The sequence below is a fragment of the Streptomyces sp. NPDC006450 genome, assembly GCF_040612195.1.
Lineage (GTDB): Bacteria > Actinomycetota > Actinomycetes > Streptomycetales > Streptomycetaceae > Streptomyces.
In genome coordinates this window covers 1-21307 of the sequence record NZ_JBEXPT010000113.1, presented here as the reverse complement: position 1 = coordinate 21307, position 21307 = coordinate 1, and the positions used below count along the sequence as shown (strand labels likewise).

The 21307-nt window shown below is 70.3% G+C and carries 13 protein-coding genes and 1 pseudogene; 10 read left to right on the top strand and 4 right to left on the bottom strand.

Going from position 1 to position 21307, the window contains the following annotated elements:
- The first annotated feature begins 181 nt into the window (after positions 1-181).
- A complete protein-coding gene (locus ABZY57_RS26290) occupies positions 182-1732 on the top strand; it encodes a long-chain fatty acid--CoA ligase (RefSeq protein ID WP_356515923.1) in 1551 nt (516 codons plus the stop codon).
- A gap of 128 nt (positions 1733-1860) precedes the next feature.
- On the opposite strand, the gene ABZY57_RS26285 is transcribed toward ABZY57_RS26290, so the two are convergent.
- The gene (locus ABZY57_RS26285) at positions 1861-3045 is read right to left on the bottom strand and encodes an alcohol dehydrogenase catalytic domain-containing protein (protein WP_356515921.1); all 1185 of its coding nucleotides are present in this window, start codon (positions 3043-3045) and stop codon (positions 1861-1863) included.
- A gap of 454 nt (positions 3046-3499) precedes the next feature.
- Here ABZY57_RS26285 and ABZY57_RS26280 point away from each other — a divergent pair, with 454 nt between their 5' ends.
- Positions 3500-4147: an endonuclease gene (locus ABZY57_RS26280; RefSeq protein WP_356515919.1), complete on the top strand. Its 648-nt coding sequence runs from the start codon at positions 3500-3502 to the stop codon at positions 4145-4147.
- Between the two features lie 32 nt (positions 4148-4179).
- Here ABZY57_RS26280 and ABZY57_RS26275 read toward each other — a convergent pair whose 3' ends face one another.
- Positions 4180-5328, bottom strand: a complete 1149-nt coding sequence (locus ABZY57_RS26275; RefSeq protein WP_356515917.1) for a cellulose binding domain-containing protein — start codon at positions 5326-5328, stop codon at positions 4180-4182.
- Positions 5329-5502: 174 nt separating this feature from the next.
- Complete coding sequence (locus tag ABZY57_RS26270) at positions 5503-8367, bottom strand: glycoside hydrolase family 48 protein (RefSeq protein ID WP_356515915.1); 2865 nt, start codon at positions 8365-8367, stop codon at positions 5503-5505.
- Between the two features lie 654 nt (positions 8368-9021).
- On the opposite strand from ABZY57_RS26270, the gene ABZY57_RS26265 reads away from it, so the two are divergent.
- A complete protein-coding gene (locus tag ABZY57_RS26265) occupies positions 9022-10767 on the top strand; it encodes a glycoside hydrolase family 6 protein (protein WP_356515913.1) in 1746 nt (581 codons plus the stop codon).
- A 206-nt stretch (positions 10768-10973) separates the two neighbouring features.
- Here ABZY57_RS26265 and ABZY57_RS26260 read toward each other — a convergent pair whose 3' ends face one another.
- Entirely contained in the window at positions 10974-12053 is a 1080-nt protein-coding gene (locus ABZY57_RS26260) for a LacI family DNA-binding transcriptional regulator (RefSeq protein ID WP_356515911.1), read from the bottom strand.
- 386 nt (positions 12054-12439) lie between these two features.
- On the opposite strand from ABZY57_RS26260, the gene ABZY57_RS26255 reads away from it, so the two are divergent.
- The 7 genes and pseudogenes from ABZY57_RS26255 to ABZY57_RS26225 all read left to right on the top strand — a co-directional run bounded on the left by ABZY57_RS26255 (position 12440) and on the right by ABZY57_RS26225 (position 21149).
- Positions 12440-13801: an ABC transporter substrate-binding protein gene (locus ABZY57_RS26255; protein WP_356515910.1), complete on the top strand. Its 1362-nt coding sequence runs from the start codon at positions 12440-12442 to the stop codon at positions 13799-13801.
- Between the two features lie 102 nt (positions 13802-13903).
- Entirely contained in the window at positions 13904-14980 is a 1077-nt protein-coding gene (locus ABZY57_RS26250) for a sugar ABC transporter permease (protein WP_356515908.1), read from the top strand.
- Between the two features lie 4 nt (positions 14981-14984).
- Positions 14985-15878, top strand: coding sequence for a carbohydrate ABC transporter permease (locus tag ABZY57_RS26245; RefSeq protein ID WP_356515906.1), 894 nt, complete (start codon positions 14985-14987; stop codon positions 15876-15878).
- A 176-nt stretch (positions 15879-16054) separates the two neighbouring features.
- Positions 16055-17497 carry a GH1 family beta-glucosidase gene (locus ABZY57_RS26240; RefSeq protein ID WP_356515904.1) on the top strand — a complete coding sequence of 481 codons (1443 nt, stop codon included), beginning with the start codon at positions 16055-16057 and terminating at the stop codon, positions 17495-17497.
- A 290-nt stretch (positions 17498-17787) separates the two neighbouring features.
- A complete protein-coding gene (locus ABZY57_RS26235; RefSeq protein WP_356515902.1) occupies positions 17788-19140 on the top strand; it encodes an ABC transporter ATP-binding protein in 1353 nt (450 codons plus the stop codon).
- Between the two features lie 302 nt (positions 19141-19442).
- A pseudogene (locus ABZY57_RS26230) lies at positions 19443-20799 on the top strand (ABC transporter ATP-binding protein); the annotation flags it as partial.
- A gap of 17 nt (positions 20800-20816) precedes the next feature.
- Positions 20817-21149, top strand: a complete 333-nt coding sequence (locus ABZY57_RS26225; RefSeq protein WP_356515900.1) for a hypothetical protein — start codon at positions 20817-20819, stop codon at positions 21147-21149.
- Positions 21150-21307: the final 158 nt, after the last annotated feature.

The window sequence follows — 21307 nt, the reverse complement described above, 5'->3', positions numbered from 1 at the left end:
CGTTCGGCGTGCCGAGCACGCCGAACGCCGGCCACGTCAGCCGATGTCCGGAGCCGGAGTCAGGCGAGGGAGCGCCACGTGCGGTTCAGCGCCTCCCGCACGGTGAGGGCGGTGTACTGCACGCTCGGCCTGCTCGCGGACCGAAGGAACCGGAAGAACCGAAGGAACCGAAGGAGTCGTCATGTTGAACCAAGGCATCGGCTCGTGGCCGACGCGCCGGGCCCGCAAGACCCCGAACCGGGTCGCCATCGTCCACGAGGACCTCTCCTGGACCTACCGCGAACTCCACCAGCGCGTCCTGCGCCTCGCCCACAGCCTGCAGGAGCTGGGTACGGCCCGGGGCGACCGGATCGCGTACCTCGGCCCCAACCATCCTGCCTTCCTGGAGACGCTGTTCGCCGCCGGCCTGCTCGGGGCGGTCTTCGTCCCGCTCAACACCCGTCTGGCCGCCCCGGAACTGGCGTACAACCTGTCGGACTCGGGCAGCATCGTCCTCGTTCACGGGCCGGAGCAGGCCGGGACGGCACGCGCCGCGGGTGACGAGGCCGCAGTACGCCACCGGATCGCGCTCGACGGGCCCGGCAAGGGGGCCCTCGGCTACGAGGAGCTCCTCGCCCGCGGCGGCACCGGGCCCCTGGACCAGAACGTGGCGCCGGAGGACCCGTGCATGATCATGTACACCTCCGGGACGACGGGCCGCCCCAAGGGTGCGGTCCTCTCCCACGGCAACATCATCTGGAACAGCGTCAACGTCCTCGTCGACACCGACCTGGCCGGCGACGAGGTGACCCTGGTCGTCGCCCCGCTGTTCCACACCGCCGGCCTCAACATGACCTGCCTGCCCACGCTCCTCAAGGGCGGCCGGGTGGTGCTGTTGGGCACCTTCGACGCCGACCACGTACTGGAGACCATCGAGAACCAGCGCGTGACGTACATGTTCGGCGTCCCCACGATGTACGACGCCATGGCCGCCCGGCCCCGCTGGGCCTCGACGGACCTGTCCGGCCTGCGCACCCTCAACTGCGGCGGCGCACCCGTGCCCGCTCGCACCATCGCCGCGTACCTCGACCGCGGCCTCGCCTTCAGCCAGGGCTACGGCATGACCGAGGCGGCCCCGGGGATCCTCTCCCTGGACAGGGAACAGACTTCGGCCAAGGCCGGCTCCGCGGGCGTGCCGCACTTCTTCACCGACACCCGCGTGGTCCTGCCCGACGGCCGGGACGCCGCACCCGGAGAGCGCGGCGAGATCCTCGTCCAGGGGCCCAACGTCATGACCGGCTACTGGGGCCGGCCCGAAGACACCGTGGCCGCCTTCACCGAGGGCGGTGGACACTGGCTGCGTACCGGCGACGTCGCCCGGACCGACTCCGACGGATACGTCTACATCGTCGACCGGCTCAAGGACATGTTCGTCTCGGGCGGTGAGAACGTCTACCCGGCCGAGGTCGAGGACGCGCTCCTCACCCACCCGGCCGTCGCCGCATGCGCGGTCATCGGGGTGCCCGACCCGGTCTGGGGCGAAGTCGGCCGAGCCGTCGTCGTCCTCGATCCCGGATCCCGCACCGAGGAGCACGCCCTCCTCGGTCATCTGCACGGCAGGCTCGCCCCGTACAAGATTCCGAAGTCCGTGATCCTTACGGACACCCTGCCCCGCACGGCGTCCGGAAAGATCACCAAATCCGCCGTGCGCGCCGCCTACGCAGCCGGTCCCACGGAGGAGCGACGCCGGTAGCCGGACAGGGGCACCACCAAGAGGACTTGGTGACGCCGGGAAGGAGACCGGCCTGCGCCTGCCTTCCGCACCACCCGACCGGGGCGAAGGCCGGGATGGCGGGCGCGGGCGGTGCCGACCGGCCGGCATCAGGGATGGAAGAGGACCTTGACCATGTGGTCCCGCTTCTTCTGGAAGTCCGCGTACGCCTGGGGGGCGTCGTCCAGGGGCAGGTGGTGGGTGGCGAAGCCTTCGACGCCGAGGGGATCTCGCTCGGTCAGCAGGGGCATCAGCTCGTCGACCCACCGGTGGACGTTGGCCTGCCCCATGCGCAGGTGGATCTGCTTGTCGAACATCGTGAGCAGCGGAAGCGGATCAGCGGCACCACCGTAGACGCCGGAGAGGGATATGGTGCCGCCGCGGCGCACGAGGTCGATGGCCGTCTTCAGGGCGCCCAGCCTGTCCACGCCGGCCTTCTTCATCAGTGCGGAGGCGAGGGCGTCCGGGAGCAGGCCGGTCGCGGTCTGCGCCGCCCTGGCGCCGACGCCGCCGTGGGCTTCCATGCCGACGGCATCGATCACGGCGTCCGGGCCGCGGCCGCCGGTCGCGTCGCGGACCGCGTCGACGAGCTGGTCCCCGTACTCGGACACATCGAACACGTGCACACCATGACCGGCGGCGCGGGCGAGGCGTTCGGGCACCAGGTCGATGCCGATCACCCGGCCGGCCCCGCGGTGGGCGGCGATGCGGGTGCACATGTCGCCTATGGGCCCGAGACCCAGGACCGCGACGCTGCCGCCGGGTGGGACGTCGGCGTAGACGACGGCCTGCCAGGCGGTGGGCAGGACGTCCGAGAGGTACACGAACCGTTCGTCCGGCGGCCCCTCGGGAACACGGATCGGGAGGGTGTCGGCGAAGGGGACGCGCAGGTACTCGGCCTGCCCGCCGGGCACCTGCCCGTAGAGCTTGGTGTATCCGAAGAGGCTCGCGCCGCTGCCGTGCTCGTGGACCTGGGTCGTCTCGCACTGCGAGTGCAGACCTCGTTCGCACATGAAGCAGGTCCCGCAGGAGACGTTGAACGGCACGACGACCCGGTCGCCCACCTTCAGGTCCCGTGCCCCGGGCCCCACCTCGGCGACCACTCCCATGGGCTCGTGGCCGAGGATGTCGCCTGCGTCCAAGAAGGGCCCGAGCACCTCGTACAGGTGAAGGTCCGATCCGCACAGGCCCGTCGTCGTCACTTCGATCACGGCGTCCGTGGGTTCGACGATCTGCGGGTCCGGAACAGTGGCCACCTCGATCTTGCGGCGGCCCTGCCAGGTCACGGCTCTCATCACGCTTCCTCCGTTCACATGCGTGTCGCGAGGCGCCGCCTGCTCAGCGGGTCCGTTGCCCTGGTCGCGATGTCTGCCGAGACGGGTTCGCCGGCCACGCGGCCACGCGGTCGGGCCCGGCGGCCTGCCATCCGGGCGCCTTCCCGCCACCGGACCCCCCAAGCAGCTCAGGACCGGCCCGTTCGAGACCGCCGCGGGTGATCGTGGCGAGGCCGGGTAGCCGCGTGGGTGGGACGCCCCGCCCGACGGTGTGAGGAGGAGGGCGCGATGACAGTCAAGGGATCGCTGGTCCGGTACGACGCACGCCCAGGGCGGGGTGAGCACCCTTGCACCCCCGCCACCCGGGGCCGCGCGACGGCAAGCCGGCCGGCGAGGTGGTCGGCGGGCAACCGGCCGGGAGCGCCCGATGACCCCTGCCCGGCGCACCGACCCCTGACGAGGAGGGACTGACGCCATGACACGGCAACGGTCCACGACCGTGCGACGGCTGATGGACGCATACGGGCGGACCCACGCCGAGGAAGCCGGAATCAAGCTGCGCAACACCCCCGCGCCCCTCTATCAGCTGCTCACCCTCTGCGTGCTCTTCTCCGTACGCATCAAGGCCGACATCGCGGTGGCCGCGGCCCGCGAGCTGTTCGCGGCCGGGATGCGCACACCCCGGGCCATGGCGGATTCGTCCTGGCAGGAACGGGTGGACGCGCTCGGCCGCGCCCACTACGTCCGCTACGACGAGAGCACGTCGACCGCGCTGGGCAACGGGGCGGAGCTGATCCTCAACCGGTACCGCGGTGACCTGCGCCGGCTCCGCGACGCGGCCGACGGGGACCCCGACCGAATCCGCGAGCTTCTGCGGGAGGTCCCGCGGATCGGACCGGTGGGCGCGGACATCTTCTGCCGCGAGGCCCAGGGCGTGTGGCCCGAGCTGCGCCCGTCGTTCGACGACCGCGCGCGCGAGGCCGCCGCCGAGCTCGGCCTCCCGTCCTCGCCCGAGGATCTTGCGCGCCTGGTGGACACCGACGACCTGGCGAGACTGGCAGCCGGCCTGGTGCGGGTCGAACTGTCCAGGACCGCCGCCGACGACCTCCTGAAGACCGGCTGACACGGCGCACGCGCCGGCCGGGCGGCCGCGTGTCATGCCAGGGTGCAGGCGCTCCCGTTCAGGCTGAAGGCGGAGGGTTTGGCGAAAGTGCCGCTGTAGGTGCCCTGGAATCCGAAGGATGCCTGGGCACCCGCGGCGATCTCCGCGTTGTAGCCCACGTTGCCCGCCGTGACCGAGCCCGAAGACGGGGACACGTTCGCGTTCCAGGCATGGGTGATCTGCTGCCCGGCGGGCAGGGTGAACGCGAGTTTCCAATCGCTCACCCTGGAGGAGCCGGTGTTGGTGACGGTGACGTCGCCGGTGAAGCCGCCCTGCCAGACGTTCGTGGCGTACGCCACCTTGCAGGTCGAAGAGCCCCCGGGATCGCCCGGACCGCCCGGATCACCCGGATCACCGGGCGAGCCCAGGTTGACCACCGAGGAGAACGAGGTCACGGCGAGACCGGCGCCGTTCTGCCAGGGCTCGAACCCTGCCTGGACGCTCGTCAGGTACCAGCTGTTCTGCGCCAGCCCGCGGGAGACGGCCTGCTGGACGAAGTCCATGACGTCGAAGGTCCAGCTGGTGATCGCCGAAGGTGCGACGAACGACAGCACGTCGTTGGAGCCGTTGCTGCCGGACCACACCTCCCACTGGCGCCCGGCCACGGTGGCGGTGCCGACCGGGGAGCCGATGGGCTGGACCGGTCCGACCTTGTTGAACCAGAGCATGATCTCGGTCCGGCTCACGCCGTCCTTACGGGGGCTGGGGTCGAGCCAGATGTCGTACGAGGCGTTGTACGCCGCGTCGTTCACGTAGGCGTAGGAGATGCTGGTGGGTGCGGTGGCGATGCCGCCGAGTGGGGCGGGAAGGTTGGTGCCGGGCGAACAGTTGGTGTAGTGGCAGCCGTTGTACACGGACGGGTAGGACTTCGGGGCGCCGTTGGTCGGTACCGATCCGTCGGCCCGGACGACCTTGAATCCCGAGTCGGTGACGGCTATGCACTGGCTCTCGCCGGTGCCCCACCGGTTGTTCTGGACGATGTAGCGGCCCTGGACCGTCGCCGTTCCGAACGTCTCACAGATCGTGGTGTCGGCCTGCACCGCCGACGCGGCGGTGAGCAGGGCGGCCATCGAGACGAGTGCGGTGAGCAGCGCGCCCCACGGGCTTCGCGCACTGCGCGGGTAGTGCGGTGAAGATCGCATACGAGTTCCTTCTCGGAGGGGGATGGCGAGGGCGCCCACGACCCGAGCGGGGGAACGATGCCGCTCTTCCCTTGAGCAGGGGCTTGAGGCCCTGATGCGTGGAGGCCGGGCAGGTCCCTTGCGGGCTGCCCGGCCTCGTCGTACGCGGAGCTGTCCGCCGGGCGGGGCGGGCTGCTATTCGAGCAGTTCCGCGTACGAGCCCATGGCCAGGGCGATGTCCGCCTGGGCCCAGAACCGGTGGTAGGTGAAGGCGGGCGCGGCGCCGCCGGCGAGGTAGGCCTCGATCTTCGGCCAGGCCGGGTCGTCCTGGTAGAAGGTGCGGATCGAGGCGAAGGTGGACGAGGAGTTCACCGTGTCGCCGTTCGGCATCTTGCCGGTCCACGTGCTCGGCACGTACACCGGGTTGCTGAAGCGGCTGTAGTCGGTGCGGGTCTCCTGGACGGCGACGCCCAGCGGGTCCTGGTGGTGGGCCCACATGCCGTCGAGCAGGGCCTTGGCGACCCGCTTGGCCTCGGCGTTGCCGGATTTCGCGGCGTAGTGGGTCAGGGTGTTGGCGTAGGAGGCGGCCACGCCCACGTCGTCGGTGTAGTCGGCGACGGTGACGTGCAGGCCGGCGTTGGCGCCGGGAGCGGACGCGTTCCAGGTGTCGGGGGCTCCCGACCACTTGAGGGTGGAGGGGATGCGGTAGGTGCCGTCGGGGTTGATCGTGGTCTTCGACAGGGCCCAGCCGACCCATCTGTCGAGGACGGTTTTGGCGGCGGCGTCACCTGTCTGCTGGTAGAGCTCGGCGACCCGCTGCATGGACCAGGCCTGGAACCCGAACCACTGGTTGGACGCCGGGTCCTGGTAGACGGGCTTCTCGTCGTAGAAGAGGCCGTGGAAGGTGGGGGTCCCGGCCGGGGGCTGCGCGTAGCGCCCCTGCCAGCTGTTGGTGGCGCCTCCCGCTATGGCGCCCTCGTCGGACTGGAGCCACCGGTAGAACTCCAGCTGCCGGTCGAGGCTCGTCGACCAGTCCGCGGAGCCGGTCGGCGACTTGGGCTTCAGCGGGGCGTACTCGCTCAGCGCGTAGGCGGCGAGCGGGTTCTGGTAGCCGCCGTGGGCGTGGCTGGAGCCGATCCGCCAGGACCAGGCGGCCGAGGTGTCGGTGGCTCCGCCCCAGGCGTAGTACCAGGACATCAGGTAGTGCGCGCTGTCCTTGCCGGTGCCGGCGGGGCAGACGGTCGGGCCGACACAGTTGCCGGCCTTCTTGAAGTACTTGTCGAACATGGAGTACCGCAGGTAGTCGCCCATCTTGGCCGCCTTGGAGACGGTCGCGGTGACCTGGGTCCCCTTGCCCTGCTCCTTGGCCCAGATGTCTGCCCAGTAGGCGGCCTGGATGGCGCGCGCGTCGGCGTCCGGGGCATTGGTGAACTTCCACTGCTTGGCGTAGGAGGCGTCCCCGGTGAAGAGGTCGAGGTAGCCGTTCTTGCCGCCGTAGGCGAACTTGTCGCAGGTGGGGTGCGGAACGGTCTCCCAGACCGACTCCTCGGGTCCGCGCTGGAAGGTGTTGATGTACGAGGGCCCGGTCGCTGCCGGTCCGGTGGAGCACTTTCCGGGCTCGTTGCCGAAGCCGTAGACGTTGTCGACGTCCTGGAGCCAGTGCATGCCGTAGATGTCGTCCGTGCCGTACGCGCTCTTCAGCTCGCCGGCGATCGGGTCCACCCCGGAGGTGACCGTTCCGTCAAGCTTGGCCGGGTACTGCGAGGGAAGGTCGTGCTCGGGGGCGTAGGTCGCCGGCTTGGAGGCGTTGTAGGAGCCGGTCGTCGGCTGGTCCGCGTGGGTGGGGATCATGAACTTCTCCATGACCTCCCACGCGCCGTTGAACTTGGTCCAGTCCCCGGTGATCTTCCCGTACATCGCCTGCAGCCAGATCAGGTAGCTGTAGGCCTCCGAGGTCGTCTCGTGCCCGTGGTCCGGGGCCTCGACGATCAGCGTCTCGACGGAGTGGTACGGGATGCCCTCCGGCGAGAAGTAGCCGTTGGCCGGGTTGGTGATCTTCCCGTGGAGGTCGAGGAAGCGGGCGTCGTACGTGGAGTCGGCGGCTAGCTGCGTGACCGTCACCTCGGCCTTGGCGTGGCCGGGGGTGGTGGCGGTGAAGACGGCGGATCCACTGCCGGTCGTGCCGGCGGTGACCGTCACCTTCTGGGCGGTGTTCCAGTTCGCCGCGGTGAACGTGAGCTCGGCGGGGGTCGCGGCGAGGTCGGTGTTGCCCGAGGTGCGGGCGACGCCCACCACGACCGCGGCGGCCGGCTGCTTGGAGAGCTTCAGGTCGAAGGTGGCCGCTTCCCCGCGGCGTACGGAGAGCTGCGCGGGGGTGGCGACGAGGGCTGCTCCGGCGGCGACGGTGATGCCGACGGGGGCCGACTCGGCCGAGGCTCCGAGGCTGTCGTAGGCCTTGGCGTAGAGGGAGTGGGAACCGGCCGTGAGACCGGTGGCGCTGAAGGTGAAGGGCGCCGTGGTGTCCGTGCCCAGGAGCGTGGTGTCGCTGTAGAACTCGACCTTGCCGACGGTGGCGCCGTCAGCCGCGGCGGCGGTGGCGGCGAGGGGGACAGCGGTGCCCACGGTGTAGACCGCGCCCGCGGTGGGGCTGGTCAGGACGGCGACCGGAGGCTGGTGGGCCCCGGCGCACGGGGTGCCGTTGACCGCGAACGCGGTGGGGGCGGTGTTGGTCCCGCTGTAGGTGAACTGGGCTCCGGTCGTCACGGCCGCGCCCGCGCCGACGGTCCTGTTCCAGTCCGGTGCCACGACGCGGACGGTCTTGCCGGTCTGGGTCCAGGTGCCGTTCCAGCCGTTGGTGACCTGCTGGTTGCCCGTGTAGTCGTAGGTCAGGGTCCACCCGTCGAGGGCGGTGGACGACCGGTTGGTGAGGGTGAGCTCGGCGGTGAAGCCCGAACCCCAGTCGTTGGTCTTGTAGTCGACGCTGCACTGCACCGCGGCGGCCGCGGCGGTGGTGGCGCCGACGGCCGTGAGGCCCAGGGGGAGGGAGAGGGACACGGCCATGGCGGACGCGGTCAGCAGTCTGCGTCGTCCACGGAATCTGGGTGGGGGAGGTGCCGACATGCGGATGGTTCTCCTCGCGGCTCGGGGAGACGGGATGGGTGCACAAGCTGTGAACCAGTGGGAGCGCTCCCACTGTGCAGAGGTGACGCGACCGCGTCAAGACGTGTGAAGAGTCGAAGGCAATCCGCAGGGAATTTACTCAACCCCTCTTTTGCTTGGCGTCAGTTGGCGCTACGGTCTGGCCCCAACCAGTGGGAGCGCTTCCACGGTTGATGCACCGTCAGAGTCCGACCTTGCTCCAAGGTCTCTCCTTCGACATCTCCGCCCGTGTCAGCGCTGCTCGGCGGAGCAGCGCCCGCCTCACGCGGCGACGGCGCCTGCCCGGCCGTGGCCGGCAGGTCGCCGACACGAGGAACCTGCTCGACGCCCCTCGAATGAACGGGGCCGCGACTGCGTACCGGTCCCGATCGTCGACGACCCGAGCCGGTGACTCACTCATCCACCCATCCCCCGACGGACGGTCTGGCCGCGGCCCGGACATCTGGGCCCACTCCCCCAGGCCTCCCCCTGAGCACCTCGTGCGACCCACCCACCGCATTCGGCACCGGGCTGCGCGACCGCCTGCGCACCCTGAACTGAAAGGCACCCCCCGCAATGAGCCGCACCATTCCCCGCACCGCCCTCCTGGCGGCCCTCAGTCTCGTCACCGCAGCCGGCGCCACGGCCACCGTGTTCGGCACCTCCGCCGGCGCCGCCACCGCGGGCTGCAAGGTCGAGTACCAGATCACCAACCAGTGGAACAACGGCTTCGGTTCCAACGTCGTCGTCACCAACACCGGCGACCCGGTCGCCTCCTGGACCCTGGAGTGGTCCTACGCGAACGGTCAGCAGGTGACGCAGGGCTGGAACGCCACCATCACCCAGTCCGGTGCGGCCGTGACCGCCAAGAGCATGTCCTACAACGGGTCGCTCGCCACGGGCGGTTCGACCTCCTTCGGCTTCAACGGTTCGCACACCGGCACGAACGCCGTCCCCGCGACGTTCAAGCTCAACGGCGTCACCTGCAACGGCGCCACCGACCCGACCACTCCCCCGCCCACCACGCCGCCGCCCACGACCCCTCCGCCCACGACCCCGCCGCCTTCGGGCGGCAAGGCCGACAACCCGTACGCGGGCGCCAAGGTGTACGTGAACCCCGAGTGGTCCGCCAAGGCCGCCGCCGAGCCCGGCGGCTCCCGGGTCGCCAACCAGCCCACCGGCGTCTGGCTCGACCGGACCGCCGCCATCGCCGGCGTGAACGGCGGCATGGGCCTGCGCGACCACCTCGACGCGGCACTGGCGCAGAAGGGCAGTGGCGAGATGGTCATCCAGCTCGTGATCTACAACCTGCCCGGTCGCGACTGTGCCGCGCTCGCCTCCAACGGCGAGCTCGGTCCGACGGAGATCGACAAGTACAAGACCACCTACATCGATCCGATCGCCGCGATCCTCGGCGACGCCAAGTACGCGGGGCTGCGGATCGTCACCACCGTGGAGATCGACTCGCTGCCGAACCTGGTCACCAACGTCTCGGGGCGCCCGACGGCCACCGCCAACTGCGACGTGATGAAGACCAACGGCAACTACATCAAGGGTGTCGGCTACGCACTGAACAAGCTGGGCTCGGTCGCCAACGTCTACAACTACGTGGACGCCGGCCACCACGGCTGGCTCGGCTGGGACGACAACATGGGCCCCTCCGCCGAAATGTTCAAGCAGGCCGCCACCGCCGAGGGCTCCACGCTCTCCAAGGTCCACGGCTTCATCGTGAACACGGCCAACTACAGCGCCCTCAAGGAAGACCACTTCAAGATCGACGACTCGGTCAACGGCACCTCCGTGCGCCAGTCGAAGTGGGTCGACTGGAACCGCTACACGGACGAACTGTCCTACGCCCAGGCCATGCGGACCAAGCTGATCTCGCTCGGCTTCGACGCCAACCTCGGCATGCTCATCGACACCTCCCGCAACGGCTGGGGCGGCACCGCCCGCCCGACCGGACCCGGTGCGCTGACCAGCGTGGACACGTACGTCAACGGCGGCCGGTACGACCGGCGCATCCACCTCGGCAACTGGTGCAACCAGGCCGGAGCGGGCCTCGGCGAACGGCCCCAGGCCGCCCCGGCCGCGGGCATCGACGCCTACGTCTGGATCAAGCCCCCGGGCGAGTCCGACGGGGCGAGCAAGGAGATCCCGAACAACGAGGGCAAGGGCTTCGACCGCATGTGTGACCCGACCTACACGGGCAACGCACGCAACGGCAACAGCATGTCGGGCTCCCTCCCCGACGCGCCGCTCTCGGGCCAGTGGTTCTCCGCCCAGTTCCAGGAGCTCATGAAGAACGCCCACCCGGCACTGTGATGCCCTGCCGATGAGGAGCCCGGCACGGTACGGAACCCAGACTCCGTGCCGTGCCGGGCCTCGGCACGCCCGGAAGGCACCGGCCCCGGGAGTCCTTCCCGTGCACCACGGGAAGGCCATGCGCGGTCCCGGGGACGCGCTCCGTCCCTACGTGGCGCTCCGAACGACTCGACTCGGCGCTACCTCAGGAGGAATCCCGCACGATTTCAGGAGGAATCCCGCACGATCAGTTCCGTCGGGAGGACCCGGTGCGGCTCCTCGTCCGCGCCCTGCCGCGGTGCGACGCCGGCCCGGGCCCCCTCCGCGATCTTCTGGAGGAGCAGGCGGGTCATCGTGCGGCCCATCTCCTCGATCGGCTGGCGCACGCTCGTCAGGGGCGGATCCATCAGACGGGCAACCACCGAGTCGTCCACCCCGACCAGGGCCACGTCCTCGGGGATGCGCCGTCCGGCCTCGCGCAGCACTCCGCGCGCGCCGGCCGCCATCACGTCGGAGGCGGCGAAGACCGCGTCCAGGCCGGGGGCGCGCTCCAGGAGCGCGCGCATCGCCAGACGGCCGCCCTCCTCGGTGAAGTCCGCGGTCGCCACCAGCGACTCGTCGGGCGCGATCCCGGCCTCTGCGAGCCCGGCGCGGTAGCCGCCCAGACGGGCGCGGGCGACGTACATGTCGAGCGGCCCGCTGATGGTCGCGATCGCGCTCCGGCCCCGCCCCACCAGGTGGGCGACGGCCGCGCGTCCGGCGCCGATGTTGTCGGAGTCCACGTAGGCGACGGGTTCGGCCTCGGAGCGTCGCCCGTTCATGACCACGGGCAGGCCCAGCTGTGCGATCCGGTCCGGCAGCGGGTCGTCGCCGTGTACGGACGCCAGCAGTACGCCGTCGACCCGCTGGGCGGCCAGATAGTGTTCGAATCGCTGGCGCTCCGCCTCGGTCCGTACCAGGGTGAGCAGCAGCTGCTTGTCGGCGTCGGCCAGTTCTGCGCTGACGCCGCGGATGAGGTCGAGGAAGTAGGGCTCGGAGAACAGCCGGGCCTCGGTCTCCGGGATGACGAGGGCGACCGCGTCGGTACGGCTCCCGGCCAGGGCCCTGGCCGCCTGATTGGGTACGTACCCCAGCTCGGCGACGGCGCGGGCGACGGCGTCCTTGGCCTGCTCGCTCACCCGCGGCGAGCCGTTGATCACCCGGGAGACCGTGCCCCGGCCGACACCTGCCAGGGCCGCGACCTCCTCCAGGGTGGGCCTCCCGTTGCGCTGTCCGCTCACGACTCTCGAACTCCCCTCGCGCGACATCGCGCTCCGCGCCGGGCGACGGACCCGGCAATTGATGAGGTAATCAGGCAAGATGGTGGACCCACCGGTCGCGGTGGCAGACATTATGCCAAAGAGGACGTGGGAGCGCTCCCACACTATCCTCGTTTTCGCTTGGACGCCATGGGCGCGTTTACAAGCTGACGGCGGGCTTCCCCTCGGACCCGACTGCGTCATGAATTCGCGTTCATCTCTTGACATTCGCACCCGCCAGGCAGCAACCTTCCGGCAACGACGTGGGAGCGCTCCCATCCAGGGGTGCGACAACGGCCTTCACATCAGGTCCGGGCAGGGCCCTCGCCGAGCCGCGAACAGCCCGCCGGACTTCCTGGCGCACAACGAGCACCACCTTGGACGAGGAGAGTGGAATGCGCACTTCCAGCAGCAGACACGGTCGCGGACGCCGCACCGCGATCAACGCGGTCGCCGCGGTCGCCGTCGTGGCGACCGGTACGGCCCTGCTCACCGGCTGCGGCAGCGACGGGGACAACGGCAAGGGCGACGGCGCGGCCGGCGGCGAGCAGATCACGCTGCGGATCGGAACCTTCGGCTCCTTCGGCTACGACGACGCCACCGGCGCCAAGCTCTACGCCGAGTACACGAAGACCCACCCGAACATCAAGATCGAAGAGTCGAACGTCGCGGACGGCCAGAAGTACTGGGACACGCTCAAGCTGCGCCTCTCCCGCGACAGCGGTCTCGCCGACATCCAGGCACTGGAGGTGGGCTACATCGCGGAGGCGACCGGTCCCGCCATGGCGGACAAGTGGGCCGACCTCGGCAAGACGGGAGGGGCGGACCTCGGCGCGTTCCTCGACTGGAAGGTGAAGCAGGCCACCACGGGCGACGGCAAGGTCATAGGTCTCGGCACGGACATCGGCCCGATGGCGATCTGCTACAACAAGGACCTCTTCGCCCAGGCCAAGCTCCCGACCGAGCGCACCGAGGTCGCCAAGCTCTGGGCGGGCGACTGGGCGAAGTTCATCGAGACCGGAGAGACGTACAAGAAGAGCGCCCCGGCCGGGACCGCCTTCCACGACTCCGCCAGCGGCCTGTTCAACGCTGTCATCTCCAGCCAGCCCGTGCAGTACGCCAACACCAAGGGCGAGCTGGACTACGAGAACAGCCCGGGCGTGAAGAAGGCGTGGGACACCGCCGTGGCGGCGACCAAGGGCGAACTGACCGCCAAGCTGCGCCAGTTCGACGAGAAGGGCACCTGGAACGCGGCCTTCAAGAACGCGAAGTTCGCCACCGTCGCCTGTCCCAGCTGGATGACGGGCATCATCAAGGACCAGGCGGGCCCGGAGAACCAAGGGAAGTGGGACATCGCCGCGCCGCCCGTGGCCGGCAACTGGGGCGGTTCCTTCCTCGCCGTACCGAAGTCCGGCAAGCACGCCAAGGAGGCGGCCGAGCTCGCCGCCTGGCTCACCGCGCCTGCCCAGCACGCCAAGGTCTTCGGCGTGAACGGCAACATCCCCTCCACCAAGGACACGCTCACGTCGGCGGCCGTCCAGGACGCCAAGCTGCCGTACTTCGGTGACACCCCGGTCGGCAAGATCTACTCGGAGGCCGCGGCCGGCATCACGCCCGCGCCGATCAGCCGCTGGGACGGCCAGGTGAAGACCTTCCTCACCGACAACGGCATCCTCGACATCGAGCAGCGCGGCACCGACCCGGTGAAGGCCTGGGAGAACGTGAAGAAGCTGGTCGACGACAAGATCGACAAGTAGCGGAGCAGCAGGACAGCCCGCCGCCACTCACCGCCTCCCCGCGGACGGCGGCGGGCTGTCGCCTTCCGCACACCGCACTCATCCACCTGGAAGGACGCCCCCGTGGCCACCCCCGTACGGGCGACGGACAACAGCTCCCCACCGCCCGACACCCAACTCCCGGACCCTGACTCAGGCTCCCGGTCCCGAACCCGCAGGCAGCGGCCCTCCGGCCGGAGCAGCCTGCGGAGCACGCTGTACCGCTTCGATCTGAAGGCGATCCCCTACGTCTTCATCGCCCCCTTCTTCCTCACCTTCGCCGCTTTCGGGCTCTTCCCTCTGATCTACACCGGCTGGCTCTCCCTCCACCGGGTCGAACTCGGCGGCAGCTCGCAGTGGAAGGGGCTGGAGAACTACAGTTCCCTGGCCACCAGCGAGTTCTTCTGGAACGCCCTCGCCAACACCTTCACCATCGGTGTGATCTCCACCGTTCCCCAGCTGCTGATGGCCCTCGGCCTCGCGCACCTGCTCAACTACCGTCTCCGCGGCCGGGGTTTCTTCCGCGTGGCCATCCTCGCCCCGTACGCCACCTCGATCGCGGCGGCGACGCTCGTCTTCGCCCAGCTCTTCAACACCGACTACGGCCTGATCAACACGGTCCTGGGCTGGGTGGGCTTCGACCCGGTCTCCTGGGAATCGTCCAAGTGGCCTGCCCAGATAGCGATTTCAGTGATCGTCACCTGGCGCTGGACGGGATACAACGCCCTCATCTACCTGGCGGCGATGCAAGCCGTACCGCAGGACCTCTACGAGGCCGCCGCGCTGGACGGGGCATCGCGCTGGCGCCAGTTCCTCAGTGTCACCATCCCCTCCATCCGACCGACGATCCTCTTCACCGTCATCGTCTCCACCATCGGCGCCACCCAGCTCTTCGGCGAGCCGATGCTCTTCGGCGGCAGCGTCGGCATCAGCGGCGGCAGCGGGAACCAGTTCCAGACGCTGAGCCTGCTCATGTACGAGAAGGGCTGGGTGACCGGAGCACTCGGGCAGGCCTCCGCCATCGCGTGGGTCATGCTGCTCCTCCTCCTGCTGATCGGCGGCATCCAGGCCCTGATCACCCGTTCCCACCAGAACCGCGACCTCAGGCGCCGCCGGACCAGCGGCTCCGTCGGCCCCATGCGCAAGAAGGCGGGGAGCTGAGCTCATGGCCCACGCACTCGACACGACCAGCACCAAGGCACCGCGCCCCGGCCGGTTCCGCCAGTCGCCGGGCCGCCAGCACCACGCGGGCCCACTGACCTACGTCCTCCTCGGACTGGCCGCCCTCGTCTCCCTCTTCCCGCTGTACTGGAACCTCGTCGCCGCCTCCCACACGGGCGAGCGCGTGGTCGAGGCCCCGGCCCCGCTCCTGCCCGGCCCGCGGCTCTTCGACAACCTCTCCTTCGCCTGGAACCAGGTCGACATGGGCGAGGCACTGGTCAACACGACCGTCGTCGCCTCGCTCGTCGCCCTTTCCACCGTGCTGTTCTCCACCCTGGCCGGCTTCGCCTTCGCCAAACTTCCCTTCAAGGGCCGCGGCGCGCTGCTCGCCCTCGTGGTCGCCACCATGACCATCCCGCCGCAGCTCAGCGTGATCCCGCTCTACCAGATCATCACCGACCTCGGCTGGGTCGATCAGCTCCAGTCCGTCGTCCTGCCTTCGCTCGTCGCCGCCTTCGGCGTGTTCTTCATGCGCCAATACCTCATCGAGGCGCTGCCGGTGGAGCTGGTGGAGGCGGCCAGGATGGACGGTGCGCACAGCCTGCGCATCATCTGGCACGTGGTCTTCCCCGTCGCCCGGCCCGCGATGGCTGTCCTGGGGATGCTCGTGTTCGTCCAGGCCTGGAACGACTTCTTCTGGCCCTTCATCGCACTGACCCCCGACGGGAACCCGACCCTCCAGGTCGCTCTGGCGGGCCTCGGCGCGGGCAACCACACCGTCGACCAGGCCGTCGTGCTGACCGGCGCGCTCATATCCACGCTGCCGCTGCTCCTGGTCTTCGCCGTGCTCGGCAAGCACATCGTGGGCGGCATCACCGCCGGCGCCGTCAAGAACTGACCGCCCGGTCCCGTCCGCAGAGCCCGGCCCCTTCCTTTTCCCCCCCGGCCCCTTCCTTACCGCCCGGCCCCCTCGTTACCGCCCCGTCCCGTCCTGACCGGCCGGTCACGAAGCGGCCGGCTCCGTTCCCCCTGTCCGCACCACACCATCCAAGCTCGCGTTGGGAGCGCTCTCCTATGACCGCGTCCGAGACCCGGCCACTCACCACCGTCCGTACCTTCCCATCCGACTTCCTGTGGGGCACGGCCACCGCCGCCTACCAGATCGAGGGCGCCGCCCGCGAGGACGGCCGTACCCCGTCCATCTGGGACACCTTCTCCCACACCCCCGGCAAGGTCTTCGACGGCCACACCGGCGACGTGGCCGTCGACCACTACCACCGCTTCTCCGAAGACGTCCGCCTGATGTCCGAACTCGGCCTGGGTGCCTATCGGTTCTCCGTCTCCTGGTCCCGCGTCCAGCCGACCGGACGCGGCCCGGCGGTGCAGAAGGGCCTGGACTTCTACCGCCGGCTCGTCGACGAACTGCTCGCCGCCGGCATCGAACCCGCCCTCACTCTCTACCACTGGGACCTCCCCCAGCACCTGGAGGACGCCGGAGGCTGGCCCGAGCGCTCCACCGCCGAGCGGTTCGCCGAGTTCGCGGGCCTGGTGGCCGATGCCCTCGGAGACCGGGTCAAGCGCTGGATCACCCTCAACGAGCCCTGGTGCAGCGCGTTCCTCGGCTACGGGTCCGGGGTCCATGCCCCCGGCCGGACCGACCCGGTCGCCTCCCTGCGCGCGGCCCACCACCTCAACCTCGGCCACGGCCTCGCCGTCCAGGCCCTGCGCACCGCACTGCCGGGGGACGCTCAGCTCGCGGTCTCCCTCAACCTCCACGAGGTCCGCCCCCTGACCCCCTCCTCCGAGGACCAGGACGCGGCCCGGCGCATCGACGCCGTCGGCAACCGGATCTGGCTCGGCCCCATGCTCGAAGGCGCCTATCCCCAAGACCTCCTCGCGGACACGGCCCACCTCACCGACTGGTCCTTCGTCCGGGACGGCGACGCCGCCACGATCCACCAGCCCCTGGACCTGCTCGCCGTCAACTACTACACCCCGACGGTCGTCTCGCACGTCGCGAAGGGCGCGGAACGGCCGCAGGACGACGGGCACGGCAACAGCGAGCACTCACCCTGGCCCGGCGCGGACGAAGTCGCCTTCCACCGGGCTCCGGGTGAACGCACCGCGATGGGCTGGCCGGTGGACCCGAACGCGCTGTACGACCTGCTGACCCGGACTGCCACTCGCTATCCCGGTCTGCCGCTGGTCATCAGTGAGAACGGAGCGGCGTACGAGGACGAGGTCGGTCCGGACGGGACGGTCCACGACCCGGAACGGGCGGCGTACGTCCACACGCACCTCGAGGCCGTACACCGGGCGATCGCCGACGGGGTGGACGTGCGCGGCTACTTCCTCTGGTCGCTGCTCGACAACTTCGAGTGGTCGTACGGGTACGCGAAACGCTTCGGGGCGATCCACGTCGACTACGACACCCTGGAGCGCACACCCAAGTCGAGCGCCCGCTGGTACGCGGCGGTGGCACGGACGGGCGAGCTGCACGCTCCCGGCAACGCCTAGCCCCTCCCCGCGGAACCTTCAGCGCCCACCTCCGGCAGACGGGTGGGCCTCCCGCTCATGCGTACGCCGGTGCCGGCCCGTGCTTCGGGCGGCGCCGGCGTACATCGCTTTGCCCGGAAGGCAGTTGGCCCCGATGGGGGGCCGCGTCAACGTCGGCCACGGCCACCTCCCGGGTCCGCTCGTTCGATCTCGCTCAGGGTGTTCCCTCACACCGCGGCGTGGGCTAACTTCTGACCTCATCTCCCCCACCCTCCTCTCCCTCCACCATTCCCAGCGCCGGGCGGATCGTCATGGGTCGAACCATCGAGTTGCGTGATGTCAGCAAGAGATACGGGCGGGACTCCCCCGCCGTCGAGCACGTCTCCCTCACTGTCGAGCCGGGCGAGTTCCTGGTGCTGCTGGGGCCTTCGGGCTGCGGCAAGTCGACCGTCCTGCGGATGATCGCGGGACTGGAGGACATCACCGAGGGCGAGCTGTTCCTCGACGGCGCGTACGCCAACCACGTGCCGCCGAGCGAGCGGGACATCGCGATGGTGTTCCAGAGCTTCGCGCTCTATCCGAACATGACGGGCCGCGCCAACATCGGATTTCCGCTGAAACTGCGCGACCCCCGCGGGGATCACGAGCCGCGGGTGGAGGCCACGGCCCGGATGCTGGGCATCGAAGACCTCCTCGACCGATTCCCCCGACAGCTCTCCGGCGGCGAGCGCCAGCGGGTCGCGATGGGCCGGGCCATCTCCCGCCGCCCGTCGGTGTTCCTGATGGACGAGCCGCTCTCCAGCCTGGACGCGAAGCTCCGCGGCCACCTGCGGGCCGAGATCGCCCGGCTGACCTCCGAACTCGGTGTCACCACGGTGTACGTCACGCACGACCAGTCCGAGGCCATGTCCCTCGGCCACCGTGTGGCGGTCATGCGGGGCGGCGTCCTGCAGCAGGTCAGCTCACCGAGGGACACCTACGCCCTGCCGGCGAACGTGTTCGTCGCCGCGTTCATCGGAACACCCCGCATCAGTTTGCTCCAGGCCGTCGTCCACGCACCGCTGGGCGCTGGCATGTGGGTCGATCTGGGACGGCACCGGCTCACCCTTCCCCAGCCCCTCAGCCCCGATCACCAGCTGCTCCGGATCCAGCAGGAGCGCCCGATCATCGTGGGCCTGCGGTCGGAGGCGGTCCGGATAGCCTCGCCCAGCCAGGCACGGCCGGGCGAGGTGGCGATGACGGGCATCGTCGAGCACGTCGAGTACCAGGGCCACGAGGCGCTGGTCCACGTGGACACCGGCTCGCGCCCCGCGGTGGTGGCCGACCTGGAAGCACCCCGGAACCCGACCGCTCCCCGACGCCGCACCAAGCAGCGGCAGAGCGGCCTCAGCCGGCTCGGGAAGCGTGCCATGGAACGGCTGTCCGGTCCGGTAGCGGTCCTGGAGGATCCGGCGGGAGCCGCCTGGGAGCCGGAGGCGACCATCGGTCCGGCACGGCGAGGGGCGGTGCGCAGCGACCTCGTGGTGCGCACCGGACCGCACGTACGGGTACGGGCCGGGGGCCAGATTCCGCTGCTGGTAGACCTGGCGCAGCTGTACGTGTTCGATCACGCCGGCCGGCGCATCTGTCCGGCTCCTGACGAGCTCCCCTCCCTGGAGCGGTAGTCCGCGTCACCGGATCGTGAACCCGGGTGACACCGGGGTGGATTTGGTGGTGGCAGCGCCGGCCGTGGGTGCGTCGGCCGGGCTCACGGGCACCGCGAGCCATGCGGTCCAGCGCGTACGCCGGGTTGCGCGAGTCGGTGCGGCGCCGCCGGCACCGCCGTGGCCCGGGCCAGTCGGTCGAGGTCGGTCCGCTCAGCCGGACGGAACGCCGGCCTTCGCTGCGCAGCACAGCCGAGGACGGGAAGTCGTCTGGCGGCTCCGAGGTGGCGTCCTCCGCCGGTGGATCCTTCGACGCCCGGGGGTCGGCCTCGGTCGTCAACGGTGCCACCGGCGCCGTGACCCTGGCCGCGGCCATCGTCATGATGGCCTTCCTGGACGCCGTGCTGCTCGGCGTCACCCTGGCTGTGGCGTGCTGATCGGCGGGGCCGTCGCCCTGGTGATGCCCAGGATCGCGCAGGCCACCGAGCGTGCGCAGGAGGCGGTTGGGGAGGTCTCCTCCGTCCTCGAACGAATCTTCGGTGCCTTGCGGACGGTCAAGGCGTCAGGTGCCGAACAGCGCGAGACCGCGGTCGCCGACGCGGCACTGCAGCGGTCGTGGCGGCACGGCGTGACAGGCGCGAAGTGGGAGGCGGTGGCGGAGGGGTCGGTCGGTCTGGCCATGCAGCTCTCGTTCCTCGCGGTGCTCGGGGTCGGCGGGGCGCGCGTGGCCTCCGGGGCGATCCCCGTGTCCACTCTGATCGCCTTCCTGCTCTACCTCTTCTATGTCATCGAGCCGGTGGACAGGCTCGTCGAGGCGGCCTCCAAGTATCAGGAAGGATCGGCGGCCGTCGCCCGCATTGCCGAGGTGGAGCGGCTTGAAACGGAGCCCCTGGAACGGGAGCTCACCGAGTGCCCCGGGACATCGACGGGGGTCGACGGCCCGGCGTCGGTCCGCTTCGAGGACGTGAGTTTCCGCTACCGCGATGACCTCCGCCTGTCCACCACCAGGTCGGTTTCGAGGTGCAGAGCGCCGGGATGACGGCCTTCGTCGGCCCCTCGGGGCGGGCAAGTCGACGATCTTCGCGCTGGTCGAGCGGTTCTACGAGACGACCGGGGGCCGGGTTCTGGTCGACGGCAAGGACGTCCGCGACTGGTCGCTGCCGGAGTTGCGGAGCGCCATCGGATACGTGGAGCAGGACACTCCGGTCCTGGCCGGGACGCTGGCGGGAGAACCTGATCTTCGCGGCGCCCGACGCGAGCGACCAGGACATCCACGACGTCCTGGTCCGAGCAAACCTGGACGCACTGGTGGACCGCCTGCCGCAGGGCCTGGAAACCCCCGTCGGACACCGCGGCACCAAGCTGTCGGGCGGCGAACGGCAACGCATCGCCATCGCCCGCGCCCTGCTGCGCAAACCCCGGCTGCTGCTCCTGGACGAGGCGACCTCGCAGCTCGACGCCGGCAACGAACTCGCGGTACGCGACGTCATCACGCATGCCGCCCGGACGACCACCGTCCTCGTCGTGGCACACCGCCTCTCCACGGTGACCCACGCGGATCGGATCGTGGTGATGGACGCGGGGCGGGTACGCGCGGTGGGCACCCATGCGGAACTGCTGGGCCAAGACAGCCTGTACGCACGCCTGGCGGCCACCCAGTTCCTGGCGCCGGCCCCGTGACCGACCGTCGGGTCGCTATGAAGCTTTCCCGGATGGGCGCAGGCGTGGCGCTCCTCGGCGCCGCGGTCCCGGCGGTACTCGCGAGCACCCCCGCACAGGCCGCAGTGGGGGAAGTCGGGATCAGGCACGTCATTTTCACGGCGCACTGCGCGTCGTGCGTGCGTGACAGCACCGCGCAGGTGGACGTCACGTTCAATTCCGCCGCCGAGCCGGGCCCCGCACCTACCAGTGAACCGGCCACCGGTTGGGTACGCACCGAAACGGTTCTGTTGGTCGGCGGCGCCGCCGCCGCCGCTGCCGCGGTCCTGGGCCTCGCCGCTCGGCGCCGGATCGCACGCCGCAGCGACTGACGGGCTACGGCCTCAGCCTGATCGTTTTCGCTGACCCGGGCGGGGGGGGCGCGGCGGGCCCCCCCCCCCCCCCCCCCCCCCCGGCCCGGGCCCCCGGGGACGCCAAAGTAGAGAAAGAGTAACACGCCCCGCGCGGGAGGGCGGAGGGGGCAGGTCAC

Bases quoted from the DNA above. Each gene is read 5' to 3' on its own strand.
- ABZY57_RS26290 (WP_356515923.1), top strand. From the start codon at position 182: ATGTTGAACCAAGGCATCGGCTCGTGGCCGACGCGCCGGGCCCGCAAG.
- ABZY57_RS26285 (WP_356515921.1), bottom strand. From the start codon at position 3,045: ATGAGAGCCGTGACCTGGCAGGGCCGCCGCAAGATCGAGGTGGCCACT.
- ABZY57_RS26280 (WP_356515919.1), top strand. From the start codon at position 3,500: ATGACACGGCAACGGTCCACGACCGTGCGACGGCTGATGGACGCATAC.
- ABZY57_RS26275 (WP_356515917.1), bottom strand. From the start codon at position 5,328: ATGCGATCTTCACCGCACTACCCGCGCAGTGCGCGAAGCCCGTGGGGC.
- ABZY57_RS26270 (WP_356515915.1), bottom strand. From the start codon at position 8,367: ATGGCCGTGTCCCTCTCCCTCCCCCTGGGCCTCACGGCCGTCGGCGCC.
- ABZY57_RS26265 (WP_356515913.1), top strand. From the start codon at position 9,022: ATGAGCCGCACCATTCCCCGCACCGCCCTCCTGGCGGCCCTCAGTCTC.
- ABZY57_RS26260 (WP_356515911.1), bottom strand. From the start codon at position 12,053: ATGTCGCGCGAGGGGAGTTCGAGAGTCGTGAGCGGACAGCGCAACGGG.
- ABZY57_RS26255 (WP_356515910.1), top strand. From the start codon at position 12,440: ATGCGCACTTCCAGCAGCAGACACGGTCGCGGACGCCGCACCGCGATC.
- ABZY57_RS26245 (WP_356515906.1), top strand. From the start codon at position 14,985: ATGGCCCACGCACTCGACACGACCAGCACCAAGGCACCGCGCCCCGGC.
- ABZY57_RS26240 (WP_356515904.1), top strand. From the start codon at position 16,055: ATGACCGCGTCCGAGACCCGGCCACTCACCACCGTCCGTACCTTCCCA.
- ABZY57_RS26235 (WP_356515902.1), top strand. From the start codon at position 17,788: ATGGGTCGAACCATCGAGTTGCGTGATGTCAGCAAGAGATACGGGCGG.
- ABZY57_RS26225 (WP_356515900.1), top strand. From the start codon at position 20,817: ATGAAGCTTTCCCGGATGGGCGCAGGCGTGGCGCTCCTCGGCGCCGCG.